This is a genomic window from uncultured Psychroserpens sp., from assembly GCF_947492715.1.
GTDB lineage: Bacteria > Bacteroidota > Bacteroidia > Flavobacteriales > Flavobacteriaceae > Psychroserpens.
Genome location: NZ_CANLNS010000007.1, coordinates 110,274 through 123,737 on the forward strand (window position 1 = coordinate 110,274; position 13,464 = coordinate 123,737).

General features: G+C 34.2%; 11 protein-coding genes. 9 read left to right on the forward strand and 2 right to left on the reverse strand.

The features are described 5' to 3' along the window. The first annotated feature begins 50 nt into the window (after window positions 1–50). Together clpB and Q0787_RS16285 are read left to right on the forward strand one after the other, a co-directional pair. Window positions 51–2,660, forward strand: a complete 2,610-nt coding sequence (clpB, locus tag Q0787_RS16280) for an ATP-dependent chaperone ClpB (RefSeq protein ID WP_298903903.1) — start codon at window positions 51–53, stop codon at window positions 2,658–2,660. A gap of 181 nt (window positions 2,661–2,841) precedes the next feature. Beyond that, window positions 2,842–4,428 carry a T9SS type A sorting domain-containing protein gene (locus tag Q0787_RS16285; protein ID WP_298903904.1) on the forward strand — a complete coding sequence of 529 codons (1,587 nt, stop codon included), beginning with the start codon at window positions 2,842–2,844 and terminating at the stop codon, window positions 4,426–4,428. On the opposite strand, the gene mqo is transcribed toward Q0787_RS16285, so the two are convergent. Next, entirely contained in the window at window positions 4,425–5,915 is a 1,491-nt protein-coding gene (gene mqo / locus Q0787_RS16290; RefSeq protein WP_298903905.1) for a malate dehydrogenase (quinone), read from the reverse strand. The genes Q0787_RS16285 and mqo overlap by 4 nt on opposite strands. 85 nt (window positions 5,916–6,000) lie before the next feature. Between mqo and Q0787_RS16295 the strand changes: the two genes are divergently transcribed. The 5 genes from Q0787_RS16295 to Q0787_RS16315 all read left to right on the forward strand — a co-directional run bounded on the left by Q0787_RS16295 (window position 6,001) and on the right by Q0787_RS16315 (window position 9,528). Next, entirely contained in the window at window positions 6,001–6,597 is a 597-nt protein-coding gene (locus tag Q0787_RS16295; protein WP_298903906.1) for a TetR/AcrR family transcriptional regulator, read from the forward strand. Window positions 6,598–6,647: 50 nt separating this feature from the next. Continuing rightward, the gene (locus tag Q0787_RS16300; RefSeq protein WP_298903907.1) at window positions 6,648–7,136 is read left to right on the forward strand and encodes a thioesterase family protein; all 489 of its coding nucleotides are present in this window, start codon (window positions 6,648–6,650) and stop codon (window positions 7,134–7,136) included. A 59-nt stretch (window positions 7,137–7,195) separates the two neighbouring features. Then, window positions 7,196–8,056 carry a TraB/GumN family protein gene (locus Q0787_RS16305; RefSeq protein ID WP_298903908.1) on the forward strand — a complete coding sequence of 287 codons (861 nt, stop codon included), beginning with the start codon at window positions 7,196–7,198 and terminating at the stop codon, window positions 8,054–8,056. 219 nt (window positions 8,057–8,275) lie between these two features. Continuing rightward, window positions 8,276–8,938, forward strand: a complete 663-nt coding sequence (deoC, locus tag Q0787_RS16310) for a deoxyribose-phosphate aldolase (protein WP_298903909.1) — start codon at window positions 8,276–8,278, stop codon at window positions 8,936–8,938. Between the two features lie 74 nt (window positions 8,939–9,012). Continuing rightward, window positions 9,013–9,528: a histidine phosphatase family protein gene (locus Q0787_RS16315; protein WP_298903910.1), complete on the forward strand. Its 516-nt coding sequence runs from the start codon at window positions 9,013–9,015 to the stop codon at window positions 9,526–9,528. Here Q0787_RS16315 and Q0787_RS16320 read toward each other — a convergent pair. Beyond that, a complete protein-coding gene (locus Q0787_RS16320) occupies window positions 9,521–10,282 on the reverse strand; it encodes a DUF6503 family protein (protein ID WP_298903911.1) in 762 nt (253 codons plus the stop codon). The two genes, Q0787_RS16315 and Q0787_RS16320, sit on opposite strands and share 8 nt — an antisense overlap. Window positions 10,283–10,364: 82 nt before the next feature. On the opposite strand from Q0787_RS16320, the gene smpB reads away from it, so the two are divergent. Together smpB and Q0787_RS16330 are read left to right on the forward strand one after the other, a co-directional pair. Next, window positions 10,365–10,823: an SsrA-binding protein SmpB gene (smpB, locus tag Q0787_RS16325; protein WP_298903912.1), complete on the forward strand. Its 459-nt coding sequence runs from the start codon at window positions 10,365–10,367 to the stop codon at window positions 10,821–10,823. 167 nt (window positions 10,824–10,990) lie between these two features. Beyond that, window positions 10,991–13,456 carry a DUF5686 and carboxypeptidase regulatory-like domain-containing protein gene (locus tag Q0787_RS16330; RefSeq protein WP_298903913.1) on the forward strand — a complete coding sequence of 822 codons (2,466 nt, stop codon included), beginning with the start codon at window positions 10,991–10,993 and terminating at the stop codon, window positions 13,454–13,456. Window positions 13,457–13,464 lie beyond the last annotated feature (8 nt).

Here is a 13,464-nt window from a genome sequence, read left to right on the forward strand (position 1 = left end):
ATTGACTTATCACTAGCATAAATTACTAATATAATAATAGTTTAAAATATATGAATTTTAATAATTATACAATAAAATCTCAAGAGGCCATTCAGCAAGCTCAGCAACTAGCTCAAAGTATGGGACATCAACAGATAGAAAACGAACATATTGTTAAGGCTATTTTTGAAGTCGATGAGAACGTACTACCATTCATTCTAAAGAAATTGAATGTAAATATAGACATACTGAAATTAGCATTAGATAAACAAATAGAAAGTTTCACTAAAGTTTCGGGAGCAGATTTAATGATCTCCCGCGAGGCTAGTAAAACATTAAATGAAGCATCCATTATTGCAAAAAAAATGAATGACGACTTCGTTTCTATTGAACATTTGATTCTAGCAATCTTTAAATCAAAAAGTCAAATTGCTCAAATGTTAAAAGATCAAGGTGTTACCGAAAAAGGACTTAATGCTGCTATCGAAGAATTACGTAAAGGTGATAGGGTCACATCTCAGAGTCAAGAAGACACCTATAATTCACTTAATAAGTATGCAAAAAACCTCAATCAACTTGCTAAAGATGGAAAATTAGATCCCGTTATTGGTCGTGATGAAGAAATAAGACGAATTCTTCAAATTTTATCTAGACGTACTAAAAACAACCCTATCCTAGTTGGAGAACCTGGAACGGGTAAAACTGCTATTGCAGAAGGCTTAGCACATCGTATTGTAGATGGTGATATTCCAGAAAATCTCATTGATAAGCAAATTTATGCGCTAGATATGGGTGCTCTTATAGCAGGCGCAAAATTTAAAGGCGAGTTTGAAGAACGACTAAAAGCTGTAATTAAAGAAGTAACGACTAGCGATGGCGACATTGTTTTGTTTATAGATGAAATCCACACTCTTGTTGGTGCGGGAGGCGGACAAGGAGCAATGGACGCTGCCAATATTCTAAAACCAGCTTTAGCGCGTGGAGAACTCCGCGCTGTTGGAGCAACTACCTTAGACGAATACCAAAAATATTTTGAAAAAGACAAAGCACTCGAACGTCGTTTTCAAAAAGTAATGGTTAATGAACCAGATACAGAAAGCGCCATATCCATACTAAGAGGTATCAAAGAAAAATATGAAACACATCATAAGGTACGTATTAAAGATGAGGCTATCATAGGCGCTGTTGAACTGTCAGAACGCTATATTACTAATCGCTTCCTTCCTGATAAAGCTATAGACCTTATGGATGAAGCAGCTTCGAAATTGCGTATGGAAATCAACTCCAAACCAGAAGAACTGGATGTGTTAGACAGAAAAATCATGCAACTCGAAATTGAAATTGAAGCCATTAAACGCGAGAAAGATGAAGTAAAACTTAAAGCATTGCGTGCCGATTTAGCAAACCTAAAAGAGGAGCGTAATGAAATTAACGCAAAATGGAAAAGTGAGAAAGAAGTTGTTGATAATATCCAAACAGCAAAATCGAATATTGAAGACTTTAAACTTGAAGCCGAACGCGCCGAACGTGAAGGTGACTACGGAAAAGTAGCCGAAATTCGCTATGGTAAAATTAAAGAGGCTCAAGAACAGTTAGAAGTATTACAAAAAGAATTGAAACAAAATCAAAATGAAAGCTCTCTAATTAAAGAGGAAGTTACGTATGATGATATTGCAGAAGTGGTTGCGAAATGGACAGGTATTCCAGTAACAAAAATGCTTCAGAGCGAACGTGATAAACTTTTAAAATTAGAAGACGAATTGCACAAACGTGTTGTAGGGCAAGAAGAAGCTATAACAGCTGTTAGTGATGCCGTTAGACGCTCTAGAGCTGGCCTTCAAAACCCTCAAAAACCAGTGGGAACCTTTTTGTTTTTAGGAACCACAGGTGTAGGAAAAACAGAATTAGCAAAGGCTTTAGCCGAATATTTATTTGATGACGAGAACGCCATGACAAGAATAGATATGAGCGAATTTCAAGAAAGTCATAGCGTAAGTCGATTGGTTGGAGCACCTCCAGGTTATGTTGGATATGATGAAGGTGGACAACTTACGGAAGCTGTGAGAAGAAAACCATATTCAGTTGTTCTACTAGATGAAATTGAAAAAGCTCATCCTGACACTTTCAATATTCTTTTGCAGGTGCTAGATGAAGGACGTTTAACAGATAATAAAGGTCGTGTAGCAGATTTCAAAAACACTATAATTATCATGACCTCAAACATGGGAAGTCAGATTATTCAAGAACGTTTTGAAGCTACTAAAGACATAGACTCTGCCATCGAAATAGCAAAAATCGATGTTCTTAGCTTACTAAAACAGAGCGTACGACCAGAATTTTTAAATCGTATAGACGATACCATAATGTTTACGCCGCTGAGCAAAGCAAACATAAAAGATATCGTTGGCTTGCAGTTAAAGGGTGTTCAAAAAATGATTGCAAAACAAGGAATCACTTTTGATGCCACGCCAGAAGCCATAGCATATTTGGCCGAAAAGGGATATAACCCGGAATATGGGGCTAGACCTGTAAAACGTGTGATTCAAAAAGAAGTATTAAATGCTTTAAGTAAAGAAATCTTGTCGGGACAGATAACAACCGATAGCATTATTTTACTAGATTCATTTGATAATAAACTCGTATTTAGAAACGAAGCTAGTTTCGTCTCAGAAGAAATTTAAATGATACTGTAACAAAATCTTTGTACAACAGTCTTTTAAGTGGTTGGTTAGTTGAAAAGCAACGTAAGTTTTAGAAATAAAACGAGCGTTGCTTTTCCGTTTTACAAACTATAAACACCTGACAATTAACGATTACTTCGGATAAAATTTACTATTTTTATAAGAATTAATCCCTTTTATCATGGCTACAAAATACACTACCTCGCTCCTATTAATTCTTATTTGCACTTCCGTTTACGGACAATGGATTGATTTTGATGACGAAACCGATTCACGTATAGTTATTACCAATGTTACAGGAAACAACGATATCAATGCTGTAGATGATCAAGAAAAAGACTTAGCTGTAGGTGATTTTGATAGGGATTCAAGAATGGATTTGGTTGTCGTAAGAAAAGCACCATTTTCCTCTCCTGGCGCCAAAACTGACTTACTATTTATGAATAGAGACGGCGTTTTAACAGATGAAACCCACCTTTATGCTCCGGAATTCTTATCGGATGTCACAGATTCTAGAGATGTAATTTGTATTGATGTTAATAATGACGATTGGCCAGATTTATTTGTCATTAGCACTTTTGAAGATCAACCTAAATTATTTATTAATCAAGGAAATGATATTGATGGTAACTGGCAAGGATTTGAAGATGAGACAAGTACACGTTTACCCACAATAACTGTCAATCCTATCCAATTTTGTGCTGGCTGGGGAGGCGATCTCACAGGTAACAACTTTAATGATTTATACATGATAAATTATGCGCCTTCAGGAAACGCTCGCGATGTTTTACTCATCAATGATGGCACTGGAAATTTTACAGACGAGACCATAGCCCGTTTAGGAGATTTAAGAAATTCTAGCTTTGGTACTGGTGTAGAATTTCACGATGTTGATAACGATTCAGACTTAGACATTATTAAAAACCTAGGGTTAAACGATATTACTCCATTTAATACCAAAGGCACCATAATTTTATATAATAATGGTGATGCCACATTTACCAACTGGCAAAGACTTCCAGGACCAAATCCTTATATGTTTACCGCAGGTGATTTGGATGATAATGGCATGCTCGATTTTTACTTAGTTGATGATGCTGCCGATTATGTCGATAAAATCACAAGTGTTGTGATAGATCAAAACGTCACATCAACCCAATATAATATGCCTACCAATAGAACTGACGGTTTCGGTGGAAATGTAAAAATGGTGGATATTGATGATGATGGCGATTTAGATGTAGGTCTATCTAGTGTAGATACAGATCTTCCTCCTTGTGAAACTAGTGCGATTAGGCGATTTATTATTTTTGAAAATGACGGCCTACATAGTGGAAATTTAACGCATCCATATGGAGATACCATGAACCCATGGAACGTTTCTACCTATGACCATGACTATATTGATATTAATAATGATGGTTATATGGATATCATTCTTGGAACTTGCGGCGGCTATAAAATTTTCATGCAAGAGAGCACGACACTCTCAAGTGAAGAACTAGATACCGAAAATAGGGTGTCCATAAAACCAAACCCCAGCGACGGACTCCTCACAGTGTCGTTAAGCGATGCCATGATAGCTAATTTTTCAATTCACGTGTATAGCATTAACGGTAAACAACTTCTAACTATAGACGACAATAACAGCAATAGAATTTCTAATGACATAACGATAGACATTAGAAACCAAATAAGTAGTGGCATCTATTTTTTAAAAATTAAATCTGGCGTAGAAACTATAACGAAAAAAATAATTATTGACTAAACATCTAATAAGTCCTTACATCTAGCCAGTTGTTGCTTAAACATAGTTTCGCTCATATCAACGCGCCACGTTGGTACAATCCTTTTGCTTAATTCTTTCCCTTTTTCAGAGTGTAGAAGTTCTGGAAATGCTTTATCTAAAACGTCTAACATAACGTGTGTTGCTGTTGATGCACCAGGTGAAGCCCCTAATAAACAGGTGACACTTCCATTCTCACTGCTTACCACTTCAGTTCCAAATTGTAGAACTCCCTTTTCAAATTCATTTTTCTTGATAATTTGAACGCGTTGTCCAGCAACTAACAATTCCCAATCTTCACTTTTAGCCTCACTATAAAACTTCCGAAGTTCTTGCATACGATCTTCATGATTCATTGTCACCTGCTCGATAAGGTATTTGGTTAATGGAAGATTGTGCCAAAACGCTCCCAACATAGGTGAAATATTATTCCATTTTATAGACTTAAATAAATCTAGGTTTGATCCTTGTTTTAGAAATTTAGGGCTAAAACCAGCAAAAGGTCCAAATAACAACTCTCGCTTCCCATTAATAAAACGTGTATCAAGATGAGGCGTGGACATTGGTGGATCATTTGGTCCTGCCTTGCTATAGACTTTAGCAAAATGTTGCTTAATTATGTCCTCATTTTTACAAACCAACCATTCACCACTTACGGGAAAGCCTCCATAGCCATGTTTCTCAGGAATCTCAACTTTTTGTAACAGCAATAAACTACCGCCTCCAGCACCAATAAACACGTGATGAGCATCATAGTACTTTTTTTGATCAGTTTTTAAATCTCTAGCAATTATAGACCATTCAATATCCTCATCAGGATCTATGTCAAGCACCTCATGATAGCACTGCACTTTGGTATCAAATTGTTCGTCTAGGATTGAAAATAATTGCCGCGTCAAATTTCCGTAGTTAACCTCTGTCCCTCTATCAATTCTGCTCGCAGCAATTGGCTCATCTGTTGCTCTTCCGTTAGCTATCAGCGGGAACCACTCCTTCATTTTATCAATCTGTTCTGTATATTCTATATCGTCAAACATAAAGTGTGATTTCATAGCTTCATAACGACGCTTTAGATAACTCACATTTTCGGCACCATAAACCCAACTATGATGCGGAACATGCTGTATAAAATCTTGAGGGTTTTCTATTAATCCTTGTTCAACCAAAAAAGACCAAAACTGTTTAGATACTTCAAATTGATTACAAATTTTAATCGCTTTCTTTATAGACACATCATTATGCTCATTGGTTGGGCAATAATTTAATTCACATAAAGCAGAATGCCCTGTACCAGCATTATTCCATGCGGCCGAACTTTCTAAAGCAACAGCCTCTAGACGTTCTAAAATGAGAATATTCATATTAGGATCAAATAACTTAGCCATTAGCGCTAAAGTCGCACTCATTATTCCTGCACCAACACATATTAAATCATAGTCTTTATCGATATGAACAGTAGTTTTACTCATGTTTTTTTTATAAATATAATCAAGTAAATCGAGTTTTTTATACTTTTAAATATACCGTTTGGTATATTTTTAATATATTTGTTTCATGCACACTAAAGCTGATCTTACGAAACACTATATTTTAGAAACTGTAGCTCCTATTTTTAATCAAAATGGTTATGCTGCAACAAGTATGAGCGATATTACTCAAGCTACAGGTTTAACCAAAGGCGCCATCTATGGCAATTTTAAAAACAAAGAAGAATTGGCAATATCAGCTTTTAAATTTACAGTAAAGGCTTTAATGAAACGTATTTCTAGACATTTAGAACTCAGTGATTCACCAATTCAGAAGTTATTTTTGATTTCAGACTTTTATAGAAACTATTATGACTATAGCAAGCAGTTAGGCGGTTGCCCTGTACTAAATATTGGTGTTGATGCAAACAATCAGAATACACCTTTATTAGAAAATGTAAAAATTGTAATTGAAAAAATTCAAGATCAGGTGGCGACTATTATTGAAAATGGAATTGAAGCTGGCGAAATTTCAACCGAAATCAATGCTATGCAATATGCAAAACGACTTGACACCATGATTCAAGGAGCCGTCTTTATGACCTATACCATGGATGACGAATTCTATATGAAAGACACAATGAATCAAATTGATCAAATGATTCATAACGACTTAAAATCTTAAAAAAATTTAACATATAATATACCAATTGGTATATTCTAAAAACAACACGTATGACACTACCAAAAATTGTAAACAGTAAAACAAAAATAAGGTTTCAAGACTGTGATCCTTTCAATCATTTAAATAACGGAAGCTATATCAACTACTTCATGAATCACCGCGAAGATCAATTATTAAAGCATTATAACATTGACATTTATAAAATGGCTCAAAAAATTGGTATAAGTTGGGTGTCTAGTAGCAACCAAATTGCTTATCTCAAGCCTGCGTTTTTAATGGAAACGGTAATCATCGAATCCCAATTAATATACTACGATTCTAGTCAGCTTAAAGTAGAAATGCGCATGTATAACGAAGACAAATCACAGCTAAAAGCAATTATATGGTGTGGCTTTGTACATTTCAATCTTCTTAAACAATCAAGAGAACAACATTCAGAAGCGTTAATAGCCCTCTTTAAAAGTATTATTAGTCCAATAGACAGGGCTACTTTTGAAGAACGTGTTCTTGAATTTAAACGAATTAAAACAGAAATTTAAATGGCGTGTAACATTTCAGTATTCATAGATACTTATAAGAGGAAACTTAAACTTTAATTATGAAAAAAATACTATGTTTTTTGGCATTATGCCTTGGCTTTTTTACCAACTCTAATGGACAAGAGCTTGAAAAATCGCTATTATGGGAAATATCTGGTAACGGATTAAAAGAGTCATCATATTTATATGGTACTATACATATGACTTGTGATGCATCTCTGGACGAAGATGTACAAAAAGCAATGAAGGCAACCAAATTACTTGTATTGGAGCTAGATATGGATGACCCTTCAATGCAAATGACAATGATGAAAGGTCTATACATGAAAGATGGTAAAACCATTAAAGATTTAGTCACTAAAGACGAATACAAAACTATATCAAAATTTATAAAAGAGGAATTAGGAATGCCTCTCGAGGCCATGGCTAACATTAAACCATTCTTCATAAGTGCTATGTTTTATCCGAAATTATTGGGCTGCCCTGTTCAATCTTATGAAGAAGCGCTGATGAAAGTTGCTCATGAACAAAACGAAGAAGTTTTAGGCTTAGAAACAGTTGAAGACCAATTAAATGTATTTGATGAGATTCCTTATAAAGATCAGGCTGCCGACTTATTACGTTCTGTAAAAGACAACTTAGCTTATGACAAAGAATCATTTGTTAAAATGCTTCAACTTTATGACAATGAAGATATTGAGGGCATGGATGTTATGATGAAAGAAGATAAAAATTTATCGACAACCAAACACAGAGACAAAATGTTGGATAACAGAAATAAAAATTGGATACCTAAGATCGAAGAATTCTCTAAGAAACAGCCTACATTTTTTGGTGTTGGTGCAGGTCATCTAGCAGGTAAAAAAGGCGTTATAAAGCTATTAAGAAAAGCTGGATACACTGTAAAAGCAGTGAACTAATGTCTTAAAAACACAGCTTAAGCCTCTGAAAAGAGGCTTTTTGTTGAAAACTTGTTTAAAACTCTTGATTTATACAATAAAACTTTAGTAATTAAGGTTATGATTATTAGATTTAATTGCTAACTTTGAATTGCTATTAATTCCCAAATTTACATTAGTTAAAAGTATGCCGATTCTTCTTCAAATCAAGAATTGGTGATAAAATACGCCTACTTTAATATGAATATTAACTCATATATTGATCACACACTCTTAAGTGCCTCTGCCACTGAACGGGACATTATTGACCATTGTAATCAAGCCAAAAAACACAAATTCTACTCTGTTTGCATTAATAGTTGTTATGTACCATTAGCAAAACAATTACTAAAAGATTCTAGTATAAAAATCTGTACCGTTGTTGGTTTTCCTTTAGGAGCTTCTTCAACTGAAGCTAAAGTTTTTGAAGCCAAACAGGCCATTGACGATGGTGCTCATGAAATTGACATGGTCATGAATCTTGGTGTTTTTAAAAGTAAAAATTATGTTGAAGTTTTTAAAGATATCAAAGATGTAAAAACTGCAATTGGAAAAACGCCATTAAAGGTTATCATAGAGATTAGTGAATTGTCTAAAAACGGCATTGTTAAGGCATCAGAAATTTGCCTAGATGCAAAAGTTGACTTTGTAAAAACCTCTTCTGGTTTTACAAAAAGTGGTGCTACGCTTACCGCTGTAAAAATTATTAGAAAAACGGTTAGAGACAAATGTAAGATAAAGGCTTCTGGTGGAATAGGCGATTATGAAACTGCCAGGAAATATACTGATATTGGTGTAGAACGAATTGGCACTTCCAAAGGTGTTGCTATAGCAAATGGAGAGCTCTCGCGCGCCGATTATTAACCTTAAGTTTTAACATAGTTTTTTAAGTTTTAAATTTGGAGTCATTTATATTTGACTATCAACAAAACACTACTATGAAGCATATTATTACACTACTACTAGTTATCACTATAGCTTTGCCTTCTTTTGCTCAAGAAACAGGTAAAAAAAACGGAGAAATTACGACCTATTATTTTATTCGTCATGCAGAAAAAGATAGAAGTGATAAAACGAATAGAAATCCTGATCTCACCGATGCAGGAAAAACAAGGGCAATACATTGGAGTGAAATCCTTCAGCACGTTAAGTTTGATGCTGTCTATTCTACAAAGTATAATCGTACTATGCAAACCGCTGCGCCTACTGCTGAGAAAAACAAAGTTGAACTTCAGTTCTATGACCCGAGAGCATTATATTCTGAAGATTTCGCCAAGGCAACTCAGGGACAAACTGTTTTAGTTGTTGGACATAGTAATACAACTCCTGCTTTTGTTAATATGATATTGAAAGACAAAAAGTACGAAGATATCAACGACAATAATAATGGCAACCTTTATATTGTGACCATATCTAATGGAACCACAACAGATCAGGTTCTAACTATTAATTAACCGTAACCTCCTCTAGTTCTATTTTAGATAATAGTTTTAGCTGATTGTTATTAAATAATTCTGGTAATTTAATTAAAGATATCGAGGCATCATTGGGCTTATAATTATTATAATCTACAAACCTTATACCTTTAATATAACGTTCATTATAGACCTCTCTAAACCGAAGTCCTAAACCGTCACTTTCATTGTATGAGTATGCCAAATAATCAACCTTGTATGACGCTTTGTTAATCCAATAAATAAATACGTCTTCAAAGTCTTCTCCTCCTCCATCTTGATTGAAGGTTACCTGAATAGTAAAATACTCATGATCTTTAATCATCATATCTGCTAATCGTTTTTTATTAACCGCAGCATCGTTTAAACCATATGGTAGTACAGAAAAATAATGTACTGAGTTTACAGAAGCCGCATATTTAGCTGCCATAGTATCTGTGACGTTCATTGGAGAATTATCAACAAACCTCATAAACCCTTTATTATTTAGAACATCTTTGACCTCATTAATAGAATCTACTTCCTCAAATATCAGCGCTTTAAATTGTCGTTCTAAGTGAAAAACCCCTTTATTTCTAAAAGCCATATAATGCTTGTCTCGAAAGTCAAAATGTATGGTAGTAGAATCCATCAAATCCCCTCCAGACACTTGAATCGCTTTGTCTATAAGCGATTGTGCTGTCACCGTTTCAGAAGCATCAGATTTACAATTTAAAAGCAAAAAGGATAACGTAATAATAACGAGATATTTCATATAATTAACTTTAGAAATTAAGTCGGAAAACTAATCATTTCATAACAGCTATAAAAGTTAAAAATAATTACCTTTGCCTTCCATGCAAAAACCGGTTAACATAAAAAACAAAAAAGCAAAGTTTGAGTACGAAATTCTCGATACTTACACCGCTGGTATTGTACTTACTGGAACAGAAATTAAATCCATTAGAGATAGTAAAGCCTCCATTGCCGAAAGTTTTTGTGAGTTTAATGATCGAGGAGAATTGTTTGTAATAAACATGACAATTCAAGAATATGTCTTCGGAAACTACTACAATCATAAACCTAAGGCAGAGCGCAAACTTTTACTTAATAAACGTGAACTTAAAAAACTTGAAAAGGAAGTTAATGTTAAAGGAAATGCTATTGTTCCATTGCGCTTATTTATTAATGAAAAGGGTTTAGCTAAGTTAGAAATTGCCTTAGGTAAAGGAAAAAAACTCTTTGACAAACGCGACACAATAAAAGATCGCGATAATAAACGCCATCTAGATCGTATAAAAAAAATCTATAAGTAATTACATATAGATAAGTTCAAAATCTGAGATAATATTTAACAGGAAAGTTAGTTTTATTTATGATTGTTTAACAAAAGTCATTTAAATAAATACCTATGTTTGGCATCGCTTAGGCAACCTTTTTATAAAATTGTGCGTCTATATAAATAAACCATCAATCAATTCTTATGAAACAAAAATTACTCCTCGTATTCACATTCTTAATTACTTTTCAATCTTTTTCTCAAATCCAAGGTACGGTTAAAGATAACAAAGACGAACCCTTACCATTTGTAAATATTTACATAGAAAACACCTATACAGGGACTACAAGTAACGAAGACGGCAACTACGAACTTGGCATTAGCAAATCTGGTGATTATACTATTGTATTTCAATTTTTAGGCTATAAAACGGTAAAAAAAACAGTAACCATAAGTTCCTTTCCTTATACATTAGACGCCACTTTATTAGACGAAGAAATTTCGTTAAACGAAGTTGTTGTTAACGCCGAAGAAAACCCTGCCAATATTATTATTCGTCAGGCTATTGCAAAGCGAAAAGAAAATCAGAACAAAATTCAAAGTTATAAATCAGACTTCTATTCTCGTGGATTGATTAGGATTAAAGATGCACCTGAAAAAATTCTTGGTGCCGAAGTTGGAGATTTAGGTGGCGGACTAGATTCTACAAGAAGTGGTGTCATTTACCTATCTGAAACAGTTTCCAAATTGGAGTTTTTAAGACCAAATAAACTCAAAGAAAAAATCTTAGCTTCTAAAGTTAGTGGCGATGACAACGGATTTAGTTTTAACAATGCCATAGATGTTGACTACGACTTATATAACAATACTGTAGAAATAGGAAATCAAATTATTACACCAATTGCTAATAATGCTTTTGGATATTACCGTTATAAGTTAGAAGGTATCTTCTATGATGACAGAGGTAACCTTATCAACAAAATAAAAGCAACGCCTAGGCGAGAAAATGATCCCGTTTTTGAAGGTTATATATACATCGTTGAAGATCAATGGACCATTTATGCAGCCGAATTAGATATTACAGGAACTCAAGCTCGAATTCCTGCCGTTGACAAAATTACCATAACGCAAAATTTCTCCTTTTCTGAACAAGATAATATTTGGGCTAAAATATCTCAAAATATAGATTTTAAATACGGAATTCTTGGTATAAAAGGTGATGGTCGCTTTACAGCCGTTTACAGTGATTACAAATTTAATCCTGGCCTAACACGAAAAGATTTTACCAGAGAAATTGTATCATTTGCAGAGGCTGCTAATAAAAAGGACTCTACCTTCTGGAATACAATCAGACCTGTACCTCTAACTGTCGAAGAAATTACAGATTATATCAAAAAAGATAGCATCCAAATTGTTCGAGAATCTAAAACCTATAAGGATTCTGTGGATGGTGTGAATAATAAATTTAAATTAGGTGATATCGTTGGTGGATATACTTACACTAATTCATATGAAAACTGGAGAGCTGGCATTAGCTCTCCTATAGAGGCTATTAGTTTTAATACAGTTCAAGGGTGGAATGCTAACATAGGTGCTTTTTACACTAAAAGTTACGATGATTTTGAGCGCTTCTTTACCATAAGAGGAAACATTAATTATGGCTTTAGCGATGATCGTTTAAGAGGGACACTTTCAGCAACTTATAAATTCAACAACAAGAGCAGACCTTTCTTAACACTTTCGGGAGGTGTTGTGACCCAACAGTTTAATACAAGTAATCCTATCTCCAAATCTTTAAACACAGGTTTTTCTCTATTTTCAGAAGAAAACTATATGAAGATTTTTGAAAACAGCTATGTTCAAGCCTCCTATTCTAATGAATTATTCAATGGATTTAGAATTAATACAAGTTTAGGCTATCAAAGACGTAAGGCGTTATTTAACACCACAGATCAGGCGTGGTATCCAAAAGATGACAAAGTTTATACTAGCAATAACCCTTTAGATGAAACAGCTTATGGTGTTGCTCCTTTTGACACTCATAATATCATGAAATTTAATCTTACGGCTCGCATTAATTTTGCCCAAAATTATTTAAGCTATCCAGATGGTAAATACAACATTCCAAATTCTAAGTACCCAACCGTAATTCTTGGATACGAAAAAGGCTTTGCGTCATCCATAGACGATTATAATTTTGATCAAGTAAAATTTAGAGTAACACAAGGGCTCAATGTTGGCGATAAAGGGCGTTTTCGATATAATATTAAAGCGGGTAAATTCTTTGGTGGAGATGATATCGCTTTTGTAGATTATCAACATTTTAATGGCAACCAAACACATATTGGCTCTGGATCTTATCTCAATGTCTTTAATAATTTACCATATTACGCGGCTAGCACTAATGATTCATATTTAGAGATGCACGCCGAACATGATTTTAATGGATTTCTATTAGGAAGAGTGCCACTTCTAAAGAAACTAAACTTTAATCTTATTGTTGGAGCACACGCCTTATCTACTCCAGACAATAAACCATATCAAGAATACACAATCGGGCTTGACAATATTGGTTGGGGAAAATTTAGATTTTTACGTTTAGATTACGTACGTTCGTATCAAGGTGGATTTCAAAGCGATGCATTTCTGTTTGGCTTGAAATTCTTTTAATCTCAACA